At 65.4% G+C, this 17,062-nt stretch carries 18 protein-coding genes and 1 tRNA gene; 8 read left to right on the top strand and 11 right to left on the bottom strand.

Annotated elements, in window-relative coordinates:
* Positions 1-75 precede the first annotated feature (75 nt).
* The 3 genes from ACWA1Q_RS01160 to ACWA1Q_RS01150 all read right to left on the bottom strand — a co-directional run bounded on the left by ACWA1Q_RS01160 (position 76) and on the right by ACWA1Q_RS01150 (position 1,373).
* On the bottom strand, positions 76-567 hold the full coding sequence (locus ACWA1Q_RS01160) for a MarR family winged helix-turn-helix transcriptional regulator (protein WP_463758836.1): 492 nt from the start codon (positions 565-567) through the stop codon (positions 76-78).
* A gap of 30 nt (positions 568-597) precedes the next feature.
* A complete protein-coding gene (locus tag ACWA1Q_RS01155; RefSeq protein ID WP_463758834.1) occupies positions 598-1,149 on the bottom strand; it encodes a TetR/AcrR family transcriptional regulator in 552 nt (183 codons plus the stop codon).
* A 74-nt stretch (positions 1,150-1,223) separates the two neighbouring features.
* Positions 1,224-1,373: a hypothetical protein gene (locus ACWA1Q_RS01150; RefSeq protein WP_463758833.1), complete on the bottom strand. Its 150-nt coding sequence runs from the start codon at positions 1,371-1,373 to the stop codon at positions 1,224-1,226.
* Positions 1,374-1,644: 271 nt separating this feature from the next.
* Between ACWA1Q_RS01150 and ACWA1Q_RS01145 the strand changes: the two genes are divergently transcribed.
* On the top strand, positions 1,645-2,475 hold the full coding sequence (locus tag ACWA1Q_RS01145; RefSeq protein ID WP_463758832.1) for a siderophore-interacting protein: 831 nt from the start codon (positions 1,645-1,647) through the stop codon (positions 2,473-2,475).
* A 229-nt stretch (positions 2,476-2,704) separates the two neighbouring features.
* Positions 2,705-3,112: a four-helix bundle copper-binding protein gene (locus tag ACWA1Q_RS01140; RefSeq protein ID WP_463758830.1), complete on the top strand. Its 408-nt coding sequence runs from the start codon at positions 2,705-2,707 to the stop codon at positions 3,110-3,112.
* A 15-nt stretch (positions 3,113-3,127) separates the two neighbouring features.
* Here the strand turns inward: ACWA1Q_RS01140 and ACWA1Q_RS01135 are convergent, their stop codons facing one another.
* The 4 genes from ACWA1Q_RS01135 to ACWA1Q_RS01120 are packed head-to-tail and all read right to left on the bottom strand — an operon-like array spanning position 3,128 to position 6,573.
* Positions 3,128-3,784 carry a response regulator gene (locus tag ACWA1Q_RS01135; protein ID WP_463758829.1) on the bottom strand — a complete coding sequence of 219 codons (657 nt, stop codon included), beginning with the start codon at positions 3,782-3,784 and terminating at the stop codon, positions 3,128-3,130.
* Positions 3,781-4,989: a sensor histidine kinase gene (locus ACWA1Q_RS01130; protein WP_463758828.1), complete on the bottom strand. Its 1,209-nt coding sequence runs from the start codon at positions 4,987-4,989 to the stop codon at positions 3,781-3,783. Before ACWA1Q_RS01130 ends, ACWA1Q_RS01135 begins: the two co-directional genes overlap by 4 nt.
* 25 nt (positions 4,990-5,014) lie before the next feature.
* Positions 5,015-5,839, bottom strand: a complete 825-nt coding sequence (locus tag ACWA1Q_RS01125) for a hypothetical protein (RefSeq protein ID WP_463758826.1) — start codon at positions 5,837-5,839, stop codon at positions 5,015-5,017.
* Complete coding sequence (locus tag ACWA1Q_RS01120) at positions 5,839-6,573, bottom strand: ATP-binding cassette domain-containing protein (RefSeq protein WP_463758824.1); 735 nt, start codon at positions 6,571-6,573, stop codon at positions 5,839-5,841. The genes ACWA1Q_RS01125 and ACWA1Q_RS01120 overlap by 1 nt, the downstream gene beginning before the upstream one ends.
* A 155-nt stretch (positions 6,574-6,728) precedes the next feature.
* On the opposite strand from ACWA1Q_RS01120, the gene ACWA1Q_RS01115 reads away from it, so the two are divergent.
* The 4 genes from ACWA1Q_RS01115 to ACWA1Q_RS01100 all read left to right on the top strand — a co-directional run bounded on the left by ACWA1Q_RS01115 (position 6,729) and on the right by ACWA1Q_RS01100 (position 11,265).
* A complete protein-coding gene (locus tag ACWA1Q_RS01115; RefSeq protein ID WP_463758823.1) occupies positions 6,729-7,976 on the top strand; it encodes a serine hydrolase domain-containing protein in 1,248 nt (415 codons plus the stop codon).
* A 142-nt stretch (positions 7,977-8,118) separates the two neighbouring features.
* Complete coding sequence (locus ACWA1Q_RS01110; protein ID WP_463758821.1) at positions 8,119-9,783, top strand: xylulokinase; 1,665 nt, start codon at positions 8,119-8,121, stop codon at positions 9,781-9,783.
* 98 nt (positions 9,784-9,881) lie between these two features.
* Positions 9,882-10,703, top strand: coding sequence for an alpha/beta fold hydrolase (locus ACWA1Q_RS01105; RefSeq protein ID WP_463758820.1), 822 nt, complete (start codon positions 9,882-9,884; stop codon positions 10,701-10,703).
* The gene (locus tag ACWA1Q_RS01100) at positions 10,696-11,265 is read left to right on the top strand and encodes a TetR/AcrR family transcriptional regulator (RefSeq protein ID WP_463758819.1); all 570 of its coding nucleotides are present in this window, start codon (positions 10,696-10,698) and stop codon (positions 11,263-11,265) included. The genes ACWA1Q_RS01105 and ACWA1Q_RS01100 overlap by 8 nt, the downstream gene beginning before the upstream one ends.
* Before the next feature lie 66 nt (positions 11,266-11,331).
* On the opposite strand, the gene ACWA1Q_RS01095 is transcribed toward ACWA1Q_RS01100, so the two are convergent.
* Positions 11,332-11,404, bottom strand: a tRNA-Arg gene (locus tag ACWA1Q_RS01095).
* A 215-nt stretch (positions 11,405-11,619) separates the two neighbouring features.
* On the opposite strand from ACWA1Q_RS01095, the gene ACWA1Q_RS01090 reads away from it, so the two are divergent.
* Complete coding sequence (locus ACWA1Q_RS01090) at positions 11,620-13,305, top strand: MDR family MFS transporter (RefSeq protein ID WP_463760895.1); 1,686 nt, start codon at positions 11,620-11,622, stop codon at positions 13,303-13,305.
* A complete protein-coding gene (locus tag ACWA1Q_RS01085; protein ID WP_463758817.1) occupies positions 13,302-13,811 on the top strand; it encodes a MarR family winged helix-turn-helix transcriptional regulator in 510 nt (169 codons plus the stop codon). Before ACWA1Q_RS01090 ends, ACWA1Q_RS01085 begins: the two co-directional genes overlap by 4 nt.
* A gap of 20 nt (positions 13,812-13,831) precedes the next feature.
* Here the strand turns inward: ACWA1Q_RS01085 and ACWA1Q_RS01080 are convergent, their stop codons facing one another.
* Genes ACWA1Q_RS01080 through ACWA1Q_RS01070 form a run of 3 tightly spaced genes read right to left on the bottom strand, consistent with a single transcriptional unit; the run spans position 13,832 to position 16,932 of the window.
* Positions 13,832-14,641: a carbohydrate ABC transporter permease gene (locus tag ACWA1Q_RS01080; RefSeq protein WP_463758814.1), complete on the bottom strand. Its 810-nt coding sequence runs from the start codon at positions 14,639-14,641 to the stop codon at positions 13,832-13,834.
* Positions 14,634-15,596: a carbohydrate ABC transporter permease gene (locus tag ACWA1Q_RS01075; protein WP_463758813.1), complete on the bottom strand. Its 963-nt coding sequence runs from the start codon at positions 15,594-15,596 to the stop codon at positions 14,634-14,636. The genes ACWA1Q_RS01080 and ACWA1Q_RS01075 overlap by 8 nt, the downstream gene beginning before the upstream one ends.
* A complete protein-coding gene (locus tag ACWA1Q_RS01070; protein ID WP_463758811.1) occupies positions 15,586-16,932 on the bottom strand; it encodes an ABC transporter substrate-binding protein in 1,347 nt (448 codons plus the stop codon). The genes ACWA1Q_RS01075 and ACWA1Q_RS01070 overlap by 11 nt, the downstream gene beginning before the upstream one ends.
* Positions 16,933-17,062 lie beyond the last annotated feature (130 nt).

Here is a 17,062-nt window from a genome sequence, read left to right as displayed (position 1 = left end):
AGGCTATTGGGTCGGCCGCGCTCTTCGCGTCGTCCTGCCGGATGACACGCTGCAGGACGACCCTTCGTTGCCGGGTCAGTCGGCATCGCCCCCGAGCTGTCTCAACAAATCCGCCAACTGCGAGCGTTGTTGCGGCGTCAGGCGCTTGAGTTCTTCTGCCTCCGAGGCGACGAGTGCAAGCATCGCGGCGTCGACGCGCGTCATTCCCTCCTCGGTGAGCCGTGCGAGGTTGCTTCGTCCGTCGGCGGGGTTCGCCTTGCGCACGATCAAACCGCGCGCGGCAAGGTTCTCGAGCCGGTTCGACATGGCGGCCGTGCCGATCACCGTGGCGCGGGAGAGTTCCATCGGGCTCATCTCGTGTGGCGGAACGGCGCGACGCAGGGCCGCGAGCACGTCGAACTCCCAACTGCTCAGCTCCGCGCTGCGGAACGCGGCTGCCCGGAGTTGATTGAGGCGCAGAGCCACACGACGAAGCCGCGACATGACATCGAGCGGAGTGAAGTCAACGCCGGGAATCCGGTCGGCCCAGGCGTCAACCAGGAGATCCACTTCGTCGTCTCTGCTCATGATCTCTCAGAGTACCGAGAGGTGGCGCAGTTACCGACCTTTGGCGAGTGCGCCGCCGAGGATCGTTTCGAAAGCCGCTCGCGGATCCGTGTCGACGCCCCGAGCGATCCGGTGCAGGATGAGCCCTTCAAAACACGCGGTGGTCGCTTCGGCAGCGGCGCGGGGGTTCGCCGCTCCCATCCCTTCGAAGGCGGAAACCACAGCATCCTCCATCCGTGCGCGGCCCTGCGACAGCGCCTCGCGAAGAACCTCGTTGTGGCTCGCTTCCATGAACAGCACGAGCCGGGCGGTCGTCAACGCGCGGTTTTCGCGCGTCGTGACATCGAGTACCACGCACATCGCGTCGATGAACTCCGCTGGCGTTCGAGGCGCGAATGCCTCGCTCACGGCGGGGAGTTCGCGTTCGACGATCCAGTCCGTGACGCCAACGAGCAGGGCCGCCCGCGTGCGGAAGTAGTTGGAGGTCGACCCCTTCGCCACCCCCGCCCGATCATCGATGCGAACGTGGGTGAGGGCTCGGAGACCTCCCGTGGCGAGGAGGTCTATCGCGGCGTCGAGGACGCGTGTCTTGGTCGAAGTCACGCTTCACTATATGCATAGTGAAGGGTCGAACCAGGAGCGCAGCGCCGTGGCAGGTTGGTCATTTCTCGCTGCGGTCAGGCGCCGTTCACCCCCGCGGCCAGCCGCGCGCCCCACGCCCGCGCCCGCTCGAGTTTGCCCTCTGCGACAGGGCCGGAATACCCGTGCACGCCGAAGGTCTCCGGCTTGGCCACCGGACGGAAACCCAGCGTGACGAGTCGTTTCATTGCCTTCTTCGCCGCTGAACCCGGCAGCCTTGGGCTCACGACCCGCGTGTCGAACGTCGCAACGGCCACGGCGCGGTCGGGCGAAGGCTGAGCCGCAATCCATTCCCGGATGCCCCGCTCGGGGATTCGCTCGGCACCCTGCTGTCTCGCAGACGAGCCATGTCGTCGCCGCCTTCGCAGCCCGTCGTACGTCTGGCTCAGATACTGTCGAAGGACTGCCACCTGTCCTCTGGTGCGTGCAGTTCTCCCCCTGGCATGAAAGGAATTCACCATGCCGACCACCCACTTCACCGTGACCGCGACGTCCTGGGTCACCCCGTCTCTTCGTCGCGTGCATCTGCGCACCGCCGACCTTTCCGCGTTCGCGGCGAGCGCCTTCACCGACCGCTACGTGAAGCTCGTCTTTCCCAAGCCCGGTGTCGAGTACCCCGACCAGATCGACATGCGATCGCTGCGCGGCTCGGTGCCGCCCGAGGACCTCCCGGATGTCCGGACGTACACCGCACTTCACCCCGACGTCGACGCCGGAACGATCGACATCGACTTCGTCGTGCACGGTGACGAGGGAATCGCCGGGCCGTGGGCCGCGTCGGCCGAGGTCGGCGATCCTCTGATCGTGAATGGTCCGGGTGGCGCCTATTCCCCCAGCCCGAACGCGGACTGGCACCTGTTCGCCGGCGACGAGTCCGCCATCCCCGCCATCGGGGCTGCCCTCGCCGCGCTCCCGGCGAGCGCCGTCGCCCGGGTCGTGCTGCTCGTCGACTCCCCGGCGCACCAGCCCATCCTGACGACTCCTGCCAACACCGAGGTGACCTGGGTGTACCGGGCGGATCCGTCGACGGGCACCGTCGCATCCGCGGTTCGCGCTGTGGAGTGGCTCGATGGCCGGGTCCACGCCTTCATCCACGGTGAGGCGCAGGAGACGATGCACGGCATCCGGCCCTACCTCCGAACCGAACGCGGTCTCGGTCGCGACCAGCTCTCCATCTCGGGTTACTGGCGTCGCGGCCGCACCGAAGAGGGGTTCCGCGAGTGGAAGGCAGAACTCGCGAAATCCGAGAGCGACGAGCCGCGCGCCGAAATGCGGCCCGACGCGCGCTAACCGCCGGCGGCATCCGTCGAGAGGTCCCGAAGGGTCATTGGGCACATCGAGATGCCTGAAAAGGCCGTTCGCATCGACCGCGAACAGTCATTTGGGGCAAATCGATTCGTCGAGGAGCGCTTTGTGGCGATTCGGTTCGTCGAGTTTCATTCAGGGGCCTTGCGGCACGGCGGTCGGTACGAGTTACATGGCTAACCCGAAAGAAGGACAACGAAGGTAGGAGTACGTCATGACGCACCATGTAACTTCACTGCTCGACACCTATCCGAAGGGCATCCAGCTCGACAAGGAGAAGCTGGCCGAATGCATCACGGCCTGTTTTGAGTGCGCACAGACATGTTCCGCCTGTGCTGATGCCTGCCTCGGCGAAGACATGGTGGCCGAGCTCACCACCTGTATCCGCACAGACCTTGACTGCGCTGAGATGTGCACGACGACAGGGAACAGCCTGTCCCGCCAGACAGGTTTCAACCCGGAACTGACCCGCGCCCTGCTGACGGCGTGCCTCACCGCCTGCCGGCTGTGCGCCGAGGAGTGTGAGCAGCACGCCGATATGCATGAGCACTGCAGAATCTGCGCCGAAGCATGCCGCCGTTGCGAGAAAGCCTGCGACGACCTTCTTTCGGCACTGGGATAAGGGTCCGCGCGCTGGCTACGGCGCGACGACACCGTTCTGGAATGCCCAGACGACGGCCTGGAGCCGATCGCGGGCGCCGGTCTTCGTGAGGATGCCGGCGAGGTGATACTTCACGGTCGTCGCCTCGATGAACAGTCGCCCCGCGATCTCCGAGTTCGACAGCCCCTCGCTCAGGAGCGACAGGATCTCGAGCTCCCGGGCCGTGAGCGGCACGGACGGCGCGGACGGGGCGCGACCCGTTGCCGACCTTCGGTTCGCGAACTCGGTGATCACTCGCCGGGTGAGTCGCTGGTCGAGAGTGCCGTCACCGCGGGCGACCGACCGGATGGAACCGAGCAGCGTGGGCTCGTCAGCACCCTTCAGCAGGAACCCGGCCGCTCCCGCTTCGAGCGCGCCGAAGACGTAGTCGTCGAGGTCGAATGTTGTCACGACGAGCACACTTGTGGTGTTGTCTGGTTCGGCGGTGATCGCGCGCGTTGCTGCGATGCCGTCAAGTCCCGGCATCCGGATGTCCATGCAGATCACATCCGGGCGCTGGTCCCGCACGAGTGCGATCGCTTCGTGGCCGTCTCGAGCTTCTCCCACCACCCGGATGTCGGCTTCCTTCTCGAGGATGACCGACAGCCCCGCACGCACGATCGCCTGGTCGTCGGCGATGGCAACAGTGATCATGACTCGACTCCGTCGTAGGGGACCTCAAGGCTGTTGACCCAGCCGCCATTAGAACTCCGGCCGGTGCGGAGTGTGGCGCCGATCAGTTCGGCGCGCTCCGCCATCCCGAGAAGGCCGAAGCCATCGCGAGACGGATGCCCGGGGGCGCTTCCAGCAGGAACCGCCCCGTTGCTCACGGTGACGCGCAGCGCGCTCTCGCCATAGTCGAGTTCGACGGAGCATGCTGCCCCCGGCGCGTGCTGGCGCGCGTTCGCCAGCGACTCCTGAACCATCCGGTAGACCGCGATTCCCGCGAGGGGGCCGAGCTCTTTCGCGGTGCCGGACTCCGAGAACGAGACGGGACTCCCGGCCGCCGAGGCGTCGGCGACCAGGGCGGGCAGCTGCTCGATCGACGGGACAGGAGCAAGCGAGCTCCCGCTCTCGGTACGCAACAGCCCGACGGTCTGCCGCAGGTTCGTGAGTGTGGTGCGGGCGTCACTTTCCACGCGGCGAATGTATTCGCCCGCGCGTTCCGGGTCGGTGGATCGCAGAGCGTCCGCGGCCTGAGCGCTGACGATGATGCCCGTCAGGTGGTGGGCGGCGATGTCGTGCAGCTCGCGCGCCATGAGGGCACGCTCTTCTCGCACCGCGTCCTGGGCACGTCGTTCCCTCTCGCGCTCCGCGGCATCCGCTCGCTCACGCAACGCCTCGACGAGGCGGGTGCGCCCATCGACGATCTCGGCGAGCACGACAGGGAACACAAATGCCATGGCTCCGCGGAAGATCGCGAACGGAAGCGACCACACGGTCGGCACCTCGACGCTCGACTGCACGGCAATGAAGGCGACGACGGTCGAGGCCACAGCGAGGATGGTGGGGACGACATAGTGGGACGCCGCTCTGCGCTTGCGGGAGTACGCATACACCGCGACCATCACCGCGAATGTGCCAGTGCCCAGTTCTCCCGACGACATCAACAGCATCACTGCGTCGAGCACGACGATGGCAGCGAGCACCGTCGCCGGGGCCCGGTACCGCGCCAGTAAAGCTCCTGCCTGGGCGAAAATCAGGAGACCGAGCAGCCACGGGTGTTCCTCCGATGCTGAGCCTCCGTCGATCAGCGTGGCCCCGATGAGGTAACCGACCCCGATCAGAATTGTCAGCGCAACGGGCGTACCCCGCCAGAGAGCGTGTCGAACGCTGCTCTGACGGGGCGTTGTGGTCATTCGACCATTGTCGTGCACGGCAGGCTCAGATGTCGCGCGATCGCAGGGCGACTCCAGCCGCCGCCACCACGAGAGCGACGAGGGCCGCAAGCGCAGCCACGGCTGCGAGGGGCGGGATGCCTCCGGTTGCGCCACTCGACACCGCCGCCTGGCCGAGGGAGAGCGGCATCAGTTGCGCCCACACCGGGAGCGTGCCTGTGACGAGCTGGATGGTCGCTTGCCCGATCAGCTCGAACAGGAGGATGCCGAGCATGATCAGAACTCCGGCCAGCTGGCTGCGGGCAAGGATGCCGATGGCCAGCCCGAGGAGGGCGAACAGGGTCACGGCGAGCGCCCCTCCACCGAGCACTCCGGCGAGTTCGGGCAGGCTCGCGGCGAGCTCCGTCCGTGCGAGCAGGAGTGAGACCAGCAGTGTGCCGAGGCTGACCACGGCATAGATGACGCCGACGACGAGCCCGGCGAGCGCCGTCGCGAGAACCTTCGCCGTCAGGATCCTGCCACGCCGTGGTTCGGCGAGTGCGGTCGGAACGATTCCCCCGAAGCGGTAGTCGGTTGTGCCCGCAAGAACGCCGAGAATGAGAACCGCGAGAACCGCGATGCCGATCGAACCGGCGCCCGTCGAAGACCCGAGCGGGCTGACCGCGGCGAGTTGTGCGGCTCCCGTCGTCAGGTCGAAAGCCGGAAGGTCATCGCCGAGCACCTCGGGGCCTGGGCCGATGGCCCCGCTGGCGAGGGCGGGAAGGACAGTGACAAGAGTCACCTGCGTCGCGATCAGGCCGGCGACGCCGACAGCAATCGCTGCCTTTGTGGCCCGCGTGGTCGTGAGTTTGAGCAGTTCTGCACGGAACATCAGCGCACCCCCGCACTCGTTGCGGTGAGGTCGAGGTAGAAGCGTTCGAGGTCTCCGCCATGGGCGGCGACGGTCGACTGCAGTTCGCCTGCAGCCGCGACCCTGCCCTGGGCGATCACAACGATGTCGTCGGCGACGAGTGCCACTTCGGACAGAACGTGGGAGGAAAGGAGGACGGAGCCGCCGGCATCCGCAAACGAGCGGATCAGCTCACGGAGCCAGTGCATTCCCGCCGGGTCGAGCCCGTTGGCGGGCTCATCGAGAACGAGGATGGACGGCTCACCGAGAAGCGCAGCAGCGAGGGCGAGACGCTGCCGCATGCCGAGCGAATAGCCGGCGACGCGGCGGTTTGCGGCCGGGGCCAGACCGACCTCGTCGAGGACGGCGTCAATCCGCGCCGGTGGAGCGGCGATCTGTGCGGCGGCAATGCGGAGGTGCTCACGACCGGTGCGACCCGGATGCAGCCCGGCAGCGTCGAGGACCGCCCCAACCGTTCGGCCGGGCCGTTCGAGGTCACGATAGGCGCGTCCATGAATGAGCGCCTCCCCGCTGTCGGGAGCGGCGAGGCCAAGGATCATGCGCGTCGTGGTGGTCTTGCCGGCACCGTTGGGGCCGAGAAGGCCGACAACTCTGCCGTTGAGCACGTCAAAAGAGACGTTCTCAACGGCTCGGTAGCCGGAGAAGGACTTACTCAGCTCGCGAATCGCGAGAGCTGGAGTGGTGGATTTCGTCATGGTTCCAGCGTGCTGCGGTCGATTCGCCACCACCCCATCCGCAAGGACAGTCCTCATCCTGTCCTCACGGCCGGGGCGCCCGCGTCCAGGCCCGGGAAGGGTGGAACTGTCCCGATTCGCAGAGGACACAACCGTCATCACTCACAGGAGAAATCATGTCCACCTCCCAGAACGGCACGACGCACACGACACAAACGCCGGCGGCCCCACCCACCCGACGCCGCTCCGCCGCTATCGCGACCACGAGCGTCCTGGCCATCGGCGCCCTCGTCGCTGGCGCGTGGGGAGCTGGAGCTTTTTCGGATGCCGGCGCCGACACCCAGCAGAAGCCCCCGACCGGTTCTGTGATGCAGGAGCAACTCGACTCTCTGGTCGATCTTGGATTCCCCGGCGCACTGGCATCCGTCACCAGTCCGAACGGAAAAGACGAAAACCTCGTGGCCGGGATCGGCGACCTGGAGACCGGCGCACCGGTGCCCGCCGATGGCGAAGTGCGGGCGGGAAGCAACACGAAAACGTTCACAGCGGTCTCCGTGCTGCAGCTCGTGCAGGACGAGCTCGTCGAGCTCGACGAGCCGGTCGAGAGCTACCTGCCCGGGCTCGTCCGCGGCGATGGCATTGATGGGTCTCGGATAACCGTGAGGCAGTTGTTGCAGCACACGAGCGGGCTCCCCGAATACACGACCGATATCGCGACAGACATCGAGAAGATTCGGGATGCCTATCTGGCGCCGAGGGACCTCCTCGACCTCGCGCTCACGCAGCCCGCACACTTCGACCCGGGTGAGCGCTGGGAATACAGCAACACCAATTACGTGCTGCTCGGAATGCTCATCGAGCGGATCACCCAGCGGCCACTCTTCGAGGTGATCACGGAGAGCATCATCGAGCCGCTGAAACTGCAGAACACCTACTTTCCCACCGTCGGAGAGAAGACCCTTCGTGGCGATCACCCGAAGGGCTACCACCAGGATTCGGAGGGCAAGTCTCTCGATGTGACCGAGCTCGATCCCTCGTGGGGCTGGGCCGCCGGACAAATTGTCGCGAGCCCCAGCGATCTCAACGAGTTCCTGCGCGCCGTTCTCGACGGTCGGTTGCTCAGCGACGCCATGATCTCCGAAATGCAGACAACGGTCCCCAGCGACGATGGCCTGATCGCGGGCGCCGAATACGGCCTGGGAATCCAGAGTTTTCCCCTGAGTTGCGGCGGCGAGATCTGGGGGCACGGCGGAGACATCCACGGCTACCAGACCAGGGGCGGCGTGAGCGTGAACGGAGAGGCGGTCACCGTCGCCGTGACCTCCCTCCCCTGGGGCTTCATCGAGATGGATGATGAAGAGCGACTGACCGCGGCCTACAAAGCGGTGACGGATGCCGTCGATGCGGCTTTCTGCGAGAAGTGACGGCGGTCGCGCGGTGGAACAACCATCCCCATGGCGCGGGCTCTGTGACCTGTCGCTCGCAAGGAAATGCGGACGATGCCGCGAAGCCCTAGATTCGAGTGACTACGAAATCGGACATATGGAACACCGAAGGAATCCCGCCATGGACGACGACCTCGCCACATCCGCCCCTCGCAACGCCGCAGACTCACTCCGCTCCCGACGGACGTCACTCGGGATGGAGCTGGGCTCAACCCGGATCAAACTCTGCCTGATCAGCGACGACGACCCGTCGCTGGTTCTCGCCGTCGGCGCGCACGACTGGGAGAATTCGTTCGTCGATCAGCTCTGGACCTACTCGCTGGAGGAGGTCTGGTCGGGAATCCAGGCAGCACATACCGCGCTACTCGACGATGCCGAAAAACGTCACGGTGTTCGACCGAACGGCTACGGGGCCATCGGAGTATCCGCGATGATGCACGGCTACCTGGCGTTCGACGCAACCGGCGAGCTGCTCGTCCCGTTCCGCACCTGGCGCAACACGACAACCGGAGTTGCAGCGGAAGAGCTGTCGAATCTCTTCGGCGTCAACATTCCCCTCCGCTGGTCGATTGCCCACCTGCACCAGGCGGTCGTCGAAAATGAAGCGCACGTTCCGCAGGTCGACTTCATCACGACTCTCGCCGGCTACGTGCACTGGAAACTCACCGGGCGCAAGGTTCTCGGCGTCGGTGACGCATCCGGGATGTTCCCCATCGACTCCTCGACGAAGAATTACGACGCGGAGCTCCTCGCCCGCTACGACGCTCTCGTGGCTGAGAAGCGTCCTGAGCTGAAGCTCGCGGACATCCTCCCCGAGGTGCTCGTCGCAGGACAGGTCGCCGGCGCGCTCTCGCCGGAGGGTGCCGCACTCCTCGATCCGACGGGTGCCCTGCAGGCCGGCGCCGTGCTGTGCGCTCCGGAGGGAGACGCTGGCACCGGCATGGTGGCAACCCGCTCGGTTGCACCTCGAACGGGAAACGTGAGCGCTGGCACCAGCATCTTCGCGATGGTCGTCCTCGAACGTCCACTCGAGAACGTCCACCACGAACTCGATCTCGTGACCACGCCGGCCGGTGACCCGGTCGCGATGGTGCACTGCAACAACGGTGCAAGCGAACTCGCCGCGTGGGCCGGGCTGTTCGGCCGCTTCGCATCAGCCGCGAACGTCCCCCTCGACAACGACCAAGTCTTCGATGCCCTCTTCCGTGAGGCTCTCACGGGAGATGCGGATGCCGGCGGCCTGCTCGCGTACAACTACCTCGCGGGTGAGCCGATCACGGGGCTCAACGAAGGTCGGCCGCTCGTCGTTCGCGCGCCCGACAGCACGTTCACGCTCGCTAACTTCATCCGCGCCCAGCTCTACGGCGTGTTCGGCACCCTGGCTCTCGGCATGCGCGTGCTCGATGGTGAGGGCGTTGCACTCGACCAGATGTTCGCTCACGGTGGGATGTTCCGCACGGCTGGCGTGGCACAGAGGTTCCTTGCCGGAGCGCTTGCCTCCCCGGTCTCCGTCGCGGCGACGGCATCCGAGGGTGGCGCATGGGGAATCGCCGTCCTGGCGTCCTTCGTGTCTGCCGCGGATTCAGGCGCCGATCTGGACACGTATCTGAACGAGCGGGTCTTCGGCAACGCTGAGTTCGCCACCGTCGAACCGGACTCGGCCGACGTGGCAGGTTTTGCCGCCTGGCTGGAGCGCTATCGCGATGGCCTGGCTGTCGAACGTTCGGCGGTCGAGGCTCTGCCTCTTAAGGGGTCTGAGACCGAAGAAGGTTCCGCTCCCCAGTAGAACCGAGGCTGGCAGGTGTCACCCGCAGTGATGGGCGGCACCTACCAGTGGCTCGTTTAGCTATTGCGCTTAGCTAATTGGTTATGTACCATAGCCGTATGGCAACTGCTCCCAACACCCAATTTCTGGACCTGCCCGCAAACGGGCGGATCGCCTACGACGTTCAGGGCAATGGCCCGCTCGTCCTGCTCGTCCCTGGCATGGGCGAACTCCGCTCCACCTTCCGCTTCCTCGCGCCCTCTCTCATCTCGGCCGGATACCGCGTCGCCACAACAGATCTGCGTGGACACGGCGAGAGCAACACGTCGTTCACCAGCTACGGCGACGAGGACACAGCCGGTGATATCGCGGCGCTGGTCCGCGCACTCGGCGCTCCTGCTGTGATCGTCGGCAGTTCCATGGCCGCCGGCGCGGCCGTGATCGTGGCTGCCGAGCATCCGGAACTCGTTTCAGGCCTGGTCCTCGTCGGACCATTCGTGCGAGAACCCGCGAGACGAGCGGCAGAAACCCTTCTGTTCCGCGTCCTGATGGCGCACCCCTGGGTCGCGGCCGCATGGAACGCATACCTGCCGAAGCTCTACGCCGGCAAGAAACCTGTCGACTTCGCTGAGTACCGGGATGCCGCGATCGCCAGCATGAAACGCCCCGGCTACCGGCGCGCGTTCAGCCTCACCACGCGAACCGACCATGTGCGAGCGGGGAAGAGCCTTACTGCCGTCACGGCTCCGACCCTTGTCGTCATGGGTGAACTGGATCCCGACTTCACGAGCCCAAAAGCCGAGGCGGAATGGGTCGGCGATGCGCTCCGCGGAACCGTCGAAATGGTCCCGGATGCCGGCCACTACCCTCACGCCCAGCAACCGGAGATTACCTCGGCAGCAATCGAGCGCTTTCTCGCTACGGTGACTCACCGTGCCTAGGGCTGGCCTGGATTCGGCATCGGTGATCAGCCGGGCCGCTCACATGCTCGACGGCCCGGAGGGAGATGGACTCAACCTCGCGGCCCTTGCCACGAGCCTGGGCGTGCGACCCCCGTCACTCTACAAACACGTCGATGGCGCCGCCGGTCTGGAGCGCGGCGTCATGCTTCGGGCGAAAGCAGAACTCACGTCTGCGCTTGAGCAGGCGATCATCGGTAGATCGAAAGACGACGCAATCCGCGGCCTCTCGATTGCCTACCGACAGTGGGCTCTCGAGCATCCCGGCCAGTACCCACTCACCACCCGAGCCCCGAAATCCGGGGACGACGAAGACCTGAAAGTTTCCACGTCGGCCACAAGAGTGATCTTCGCTGCCCTCGCCGCGTACGGACTCTCGGGCGACGACGCGGTGGATGCCACCCGGTTCCTCCGGTCTGCCCTGCACGGATTCGTCGCCCTCGAAACCGGTAGCGCCTTCGAGCTCCCCGTGAGCCGCGAACGGAGCTTTCTTCGCCTCGTCGACAGTGTCGTGACGGCTCTCTCGACCTGGTCGTCGCGCTAGCCACCACACCAACGAAAAAGCCCCGGAGAGACGGCCAAACTGGCGTCTTTCCGGGGCTTTTCTCTGTGCGCCCGAAGGGATTCGAACCCCTAACCTTCTGATCCGTAGTCAGATGCTCTATCCGTTGAGCTACGGGCGCATGGGCTTGGCCTGGAGAACAAGTCCCTTGCAGGCCGTAGTAGAGACTACATGACCGCGCCGCCACGCGCCAATCCGGAGCCTTCGGCGCACTCACAGCAATCGCCGGATATAGTTGACCGTTGTCAACCATTCCCGAGCAGGAGTCCGATGTCCCGAGTCACACGCCCCAGCAAGACAAAACCACCGAAGCGCACCGTGTCTGCAGACGGCACCATGACGCAGCGCCAGGTGCTCGAATCACTGTCGGGCCTCCTGCTGGGCATGTTCGTGTCGATTCTTGCTGGCACGGTTGTGGCCACGTCGTTGCCGCTCATCATTTCCGAACTCAAGGGCGACCAGTCGGCGTATACGTGGGTCGTAACATCCACCCTTTTGGCGACGACCGTGTCCACTCCCCTGTGGGGCAAGTTCGCCGACCTGTTCAACCGCAAACTGCTCATTCAGCTTTCGCTCGGGCTCTTCGTGGTCGGGTCAGCGGCCGCCGGTTTCTCGCAGGACACGAACATGCTCATTCTGTTCCGGGTCTTCCAGGGCCTCGGCGGCGGCGGGCTCGCAGCCCTGAGCCAGATCATCATGGCCGACATCATCAGCCCACGTGATCGCGGCAAGTACGCCGGCCTCTTCGGCGGCGTCATGGCGGTAGGCACCGTCGGCGGGCCCCTTCTCGGCGGACTTGTAACGGATGCCTTCGGCTGGCGTTGGAACTTCTTCATCGCGTTACCGATCGCGATCGTCGCGATCATCCTGCTGCAGTCGACCCTGCACCTGCCGAAACAACCGAAGCGCAAGGTCCACATCGACTATCTCGGCGCGATTCTCATCGCTGGCGGTGTCTCGCTCCTGCTGATCTGGGTGTCGCTCGCCGGATCACAGTTCGACTGGGTCTCGGTCCCGAGCCTCGTGATGGTGGTCGGCTCCCTGCTCCTGCTCACAGCGGCGGTCATCGTCGAGCTCAAGGCGCGTGAACCGATCATCCCCCTCGGGATGTTCCGCAACCGCACGTTCACCCTCTCGGTCGTTGCGAGCATCGCGGTCGGCGTTTCCATGTTCGGCACGTCGGTCTTCCTCGCCCAGTACATGCAGCTCGCTCGCGGCGCCACGCCGACGGAGTCCGGCCTGCTCACCATCCCGATGATGGCCGGCCTGCTCATTTCGTCGACCATCTTCGGAGGCATCATCAGCCGCCGCGGCAAATGGAAAGCCATCATGGTGACCGGTGCGGTGCTGACCGTGCTCGGCTCAGCCCTGCTCGGCACGCTGCACTACGACACCAACCTCGTTCTCGTCGGCATCTACATGGCGGTCCTCGGCGCCGGACTGGGCATGCTCATGCAGAACCTCGTTCTCGTCGTTCAGAACTCGATCGAACTGAAGAACCTCGGGGTCGCCACGAGCGCCGTCACCTTCTTCCGGAGCCTGGGTGGAACGATCGGCGTCTCCGTACTCGGATCGATCCTCGGCACCGTTGTCGCCCAGCGCATTACGGAGAACATCGCCGCTCTCGCCCCCGCCGACCAGCTCACCGCGGGCAGATACCTCGGCAGTGGCGTGATCCCCCAGATCTCAGAACTGCCGGATGTCATCAAGACCGTCGTCGAGAGCGCCTACGGCACCGGAGTGGGTTTCGTCTTCCTCTGCGCCGTACCACTGACGATCGTTACGCTGATCGCTGTGATCTTCATCCCCAATGCCCCACTCGGCACGATGAATGCCGTGCAGCTCAAGAAGCAGACGGGCGCCACGGCGAAGCCGACTCGCGACGCGGGCGACGCCAGCGACACCCTCATCGATGTTTCCACAGCGAGCGTCGCCCTGCCGGCCGTTGGCCTCGCTCACCCCACCGGTTCGAACCGCGTCGTGAGCCCGGGCGAGCCCACGACGTGTGAGGGCACTCGATGACTGACGACCTCTCAACTGACGCTGCCGCCACGAACGACAGGCACGCCGAAGCGCTTCTCGCCGTCGAAGACCGGATGGGGGCGCTGTCACGCAGGTTGCAAGTGCTCGTGAAGAACGCTGCGACCGCCATCGATCCGTCACTGCCCCCGGCGGGATTCCGTTTACTGAGGATGATTGAGCGCTGCGGTAGCGTGCAGTCCAGCGTCGCCGCGGACATGCTCGGGGTGGATCGCAGCATGATCAGTCGGCAGGTCCGGCAGCTCGAAGAACTCGGTTTGGTCGAGACACGCAGCGACCCGGTCGACGGTCGCGTTCGCTTTCTCACCCTGACGGAGGAAGGAACGCAGCGCATGCTCGAGGTCAACCCGACGAGTCGGACGATCATGTATCCGCTGCTGACGAGCTGGTCGGTCGACGAGCTGGAAGGCTTCTCTGCTCAGCTCGGTCGTCTCGTCGCGACGATCGACGACGGGACGACGCAGACAGGCGAGACGCCCTCCGAGTGATCCACGACCGGCGGCGACGGTCACTTCACGCTGCCGCTGACCAGCCCGCCAACGAGCCAACGCTGCAAGAAGACGGCGGCTGCGAACACCGGAATCACCCCGATGATGGATGCCGCCGCGATCTTCCCGAAGTCCTGGATCCGTTCCCCAAGCATGAGCGACAGCACCACGGGCACCGTTTGGGCGTCTGGACCCTGCGTGAGAAATGTGGCGAGGACGAACTCGTTGTAGTTGAGCACCGCGACGATCACCCCGACGGCCACGAGCCCAGGGGCCAGTAACGGAACGACGACGCTGACCAGCACACGGAAGGCGCCCGCGCCGTCCAGTTGAGCCGCCTCGTCAAGCTCGACCGGAAGCTTGCGCACGAATCCCTCGAGCAGCCAGACGGCGACCGCTGTATTCGCGAGGGCGTACACGATCGTGAGTCCGGCCAGAGTGTTGTTCAGGCCGAGCACGCGTAGCAGGGTGAAGAGCGGCACGACGGCGACGATCGGCGGCAGCAACCACGGGCTGAGGATCGTCGCAGCGAGTGTTCGCCCTCCGGTCCGGTAGCGGACCATCGCCCACGCGGCCGGCAGAGCGATGATGAGAGTGAGCAGCGCCCCACCGAGCGACGCAATTACAGAATTCAGGACGCCGCGGGGCAAACGCGACGCGACGGCATCCGCCCAGTTGCCCCACTCGGGCGTCAGCGACCAGAGGATTCCCGACGCGATCTCACTCTGCCGCATCAACGACACCGAGAAGAGGTAGAGCAGAGGCACCAGGGTGAACAGGAGCGCAACGCCCACGGCGATGGTTGCCACCCGGCTCGGACGGTTAATCATTGTGCAGCCTCCGCGTGATTGCCACGATCGGCAGCGTGACCACGGTCACGACGACGGCCAGGAGAAGTGTGATGGTTCCCGCCCGCCCGAGATCGAACTGCTGCAGAGCGGCCTGATAGATCAGGTAGGCGGGGACGGTGGTCGACTGCCCGGGGCCGCCCGATGTCATGATGTAGACGAGATCGAACACCTTGAAGGCGAGCACGATCCGGATGAGGAACGCCGCCCCAATCGTTCCGGCGATCGCCGGAAGCGTGATCCGGCGGAAGAGACGGATGCCTCCGGCCCCGTCGAGCGCGGCTGCTTCCGTTACCTCGGGGTCCTGTCCGAGAAGGGCGGCGAACACGAGGAGCGCAATGAGCGGTGTCCATTCCCACACGTCGGCTACGGCGACGCCGAGGAACGCGAGGGTCGGCGAAGCGAGGACCGAAACGGGGTCTCCGGAGTAGCCGAAGAAGGTCAGAACCGTATTGAACAGTCCACCGGAGGGGTTTAAGATCAGTTTCCACAGGATCCCGACGACGACCGGTGGCGTGATCATCGGCAACAAGAGCAGGGTGCGAACGACGGCCCCCGAACGCGCACTCCGGAACAGGGCCAGAGCCGTCGCGACTCCGAGCACCACGCTCGCGGTCGAGACGAGGACCGCGTAACCGGTGTTGCGGACGAGGGAGGCGACGACATCCCCATCGGCCAGTGCCGACTCGATGTTGGCGGAGCCCACCCAGTCCTGGAACGGGCGGCCCAGGCTCGACTCAGAAACCGCCGTGAGCACGATGAAGACGAGCGGGTAGAGGCCCAAAACCAACAGCGAGAGCACACTCGGCAACACGAACAGCCGGTGCGCCGTCGAGTCAGGCCGGGGGGTGCCGACCCGTGCACGGCGAACGCCGGCACCCGGCACCGTCGCGGGACGGTGGCGGGTGTCCGGCTCCTCGAGAGTGCTAAGAGCCAAGGATGTCTTCCCACTCCGTTTGCACCTGGTCGAGCGCCTCCTGGGCGGAGTCGTACTGACCGGCGAGGAGCTTCGCGAGCTCATCGGTGAGGATCTGCGCCAGCTGGGTCGCGTGCTTTCCGGTCGGCCAGGCGAGGGCACCGACCAGCGTGGCCCGGTTGGCTTCCTGCAGTTCCGGGTACTCAGCGCCATAGCTGTCGCTCTCCAGCGACGACACCCGGTTCGGGTCGATGCCGGTCGGAGGCGTTGCGGTCAACAGAGCCTCGTTCACCTCAGAGGACGCTGCCCATTCGATGAAAGTCTGAGCGAGCTCGGTCTTCTCGGTGTTCGCGGCGACCACCCAGCTGAAACCGGCGACGAGCGATGCACGGTTCTCAGTGTTGTCTCCTCCTGTCGGCAGGAATGACACGCCCCATTTGTCTGCGACCTCCGAGCCGCTGGCCGGGTCCTGCGACCTCACGCCGAGGTCCGTCCAGTTCTCGATGAAACCGACCTTGCCGGCGAACCACGCGCTGTTTCCGGCGCCGAAGTCGGTCTCTGCCGGAGTGGGCAACGCGTAGTCGTTGATGTCGACGAGTGCCTGAGCGGCCGCGACCGCCTCGGCGGAGTTGATGACAGGATTGCCATCGTCATCGAGGAACTCTCCGCCGAATCCGGCGAGCCGGTTGGCAAAGCTGGCACCGAGAATCAGGGGCGACTTCTGGCCGAAGATGGCTGCTCCGTAAACCCCGTCGGCTTTCTCGTTGGCCGTGATCGTCTTCGACTGTTCGAGGTATTCGTCCCAAGTCGCCGGCGGTTCGGTGAAGCCGTTCCGCTCGAGGATCTCCTTGTTGTAGAACAACACGTGGGTGTCGCCATCGAACGGAATCCCGTAGAGCTTGTCGCCGACCTCGCTGTACGGCTTGTAAATCGACGGGATGAAGTCGTCGGTGTCGAGCGAGCCGGTTGAATCGACCCACTCGGTGAGGTCCTGGATCGCGCCGTCCGCGGCGAGGTCACCCAGCGAGACGTACCAGGGTGCCGCGACGTCGATCGTGTTGGCGCCGGACTGCTGGTCGAGCGCGAGTTTCGATCCGATCTCGTCGTACGGCACGATGACCGGATTGATCTTCGCGCCGGTCTCCTTCTCGAACTCGGTCGACAGCCACTCGGATGCTCCCTCGTGGGACGAGATCAGAAGCACTGTGAGTTCCTGCCCGGTGAAGTCGCCGTCGGCGGTGTTTCCCGCCGCGGCCTGGCCGGAGCAGCCAACCAGGACAAGACTGGCGGATGCCGCAAGGCCGACCGCCGTGACGATGGTGCGCTGCCGGCGGGTGCGGCGAGAAAAGAATGACATGTCGGACTCCTGAGGGATGGGTGCACCCTGAATGTAGAGATGTCCGGTCCCTGTCCGTCAGTTGTGACGTAAGAATCCGACACGTTTCGTCATGTTTCGCGTCGGCCGGTCACGATGGCCGGCACGTCCT

This window comes from Mycetocola sp. TRD_SC_2, from assembly GCF_055361225.1.
The sequence above is the reverse complement of the archived record's forward strand: the minus strand, read 5'-3'. Positions and strand labels throughout refer to the sequence as shown.

Bases quoted from the DNA above. Each gene is read 5' to 3' on its own strand.
- ACWA1Q_RS01110 (WP_463758821.1), top strand. From the start codon at position 8,119: ATGGACGACGACCTCGCCACATCCGCCCCTCGCAACGCCGCAGACTCA.
- ACWA1Q_RS01070 (WP_463758811.1), bottom strand. From the start codon at position 16,932: ATGTCATTCTTTTCTCGCCGCACCCGCCGGCAGCGCACCATCGTCACG.
- ACWA1Q_RS01090 (WP_463760895.1), top strand. From the start codon at position 11,620: ATGACGCAGCGCCAGGTGCTCGAATCACTGTCGGGCCTCCTGCTGGGC.
- ACWA1Q_RS01135 (WP_463758829.1), bottom strand. From the start codon at position 3,784: ATGATCACTGTTGCCATCGCCGACGACCAGGCGATCGTGCGTGCGGGG.
- ACWA1Q_RS01080 (WP_463758814.1), bottom strand. From the start codon at position 14,641: ATGATTAACCGTCCGAGCCGGGTGGCAACCATCGCCGTGGGCGTTGCG.
- ACWA1Q_RS01150 (WP_463758833.1), bottom strand. From the start codon at position 1,373: ATGAAACGACTCGTCACGCTGGGTTTCCGTCCGGTGGCCAAGCCGGAG.
- ACWA1Q_RS01140 (WP_463758830.1), top strand. From the start codon at position 2,705: ATGACGCACCATGTAACTTCACTGCTCGACACCTATCCGAAGGGCATC.
- ACWA1Q_RS01120 (WP_463758824.1), bottom strand. From the start codon at position 6,573: ATGACGAAATCCACCACTCCAGCTCTCGCGATTCGCGAGCTGAGTAAG.
- ACWA1Q_RS01105 (WP_463758820.1), top strand. From the start codon at position 9,882: ATGGCAACTGCTCCCAACACCCAATTTCTGGACCTGCCCGCAAACGGG.
- ACWA1Q_RS01085 (WP_463758817.1), top strand. From the start codon at position 13,302: ATGACTGACGACCTCTCAACTGACGCTGCCGCCACGAACGACAGGCAC.
- ACWA1Q_RS01160 (WP_463758836.1), bottom strand. From the start codon at position 567: ATGAGCAGAGACGACGAAGTGGATCTCCTGGTTGACGCCTGGGCCGAC.
- ACWA1Q_RS01125 (WP_463758826.1), bottom strand. From the start codon at position 5,839: ATGTTCCGTGCAGAACTGCTCAAACTCACGACCACGCGGGCCACAAAG.
- ACWA1Q_RS01145 (WP_463758832.1), top strand. From the start codon at position 1,645: ATGCCGACCACCCACTTCACCGTGACCGCGACGTCCTGGGTCACCCCG.
- ACWA1Q_RS01130 (WP_463758828.1), bottom strand. From the start codon at position 4,989: ATGACCACAACGCCCCGTCAGAGCAGCGTTCGACACGCTCTCTGGCGG.
- ACWA1Q_RS01115 (WP_463758823.1), top strand. From the start codon at position 6,729: ATGTCCACCTCCCAGAACGGCACGACGCACACGACACAAACGCCGGCG.